Source organism: Xanthomonas populi (genome assembly GCF_002940065.1).
GTDB classification, from domain to species: Bacteria; Pseudomonadota; Gammaproteobacteria; order Xanthomonadales; family Xanthomonadaceae; genus Xanthomonas; species Xanthomonas populi.
Map to the genome: position 1 here is coordinate 1 of NZ_MDEJ01000385.1, position 299 is coordinate 299.

Annotated in this window: 1 protein-coding gene; it reads left to right on the plus strand. The window is 75.6% G+C overall.

Annotated features, from left to right (window positions below; translation table 11 throughout):
• Positions 1–299 (plus strand): phage baseplate assembly protein V (locus XpopCFBP1817_RS21385; protein ID WP_244171305.1); only part of this gene is annotated, 299 nt, incomplete at both ends.

Sequence of the window (299 nt, forward strand, 5' to 3'; positions counted from 1 at the left end):
GGCGTGGGCAGCCAGTTCCTGCCGCGCGTGGGCCAGGAAGTGCTGGTGGGGTTTCTGGAAGGGGACATCGACCGCCCGGTGGTGCTGGGGGCGCTGTACAACGGCAAGGGCGAAGCGGGCACGCCGGCCACGCCGGGCGGTCAGTTAGCCGAGGCCGACACGCAGGCCTACGCGCAGGCGCGCGATGGGCGCGCCTGCGCGCAGGCGAACCTGTCCGGCGGCCACGCCCCGGCGTGGCACGGTGCCGGCGGCGGGGAGGCGGCGCACCGCAACGCCACTGCGCTGTGGGGCGTGCAATC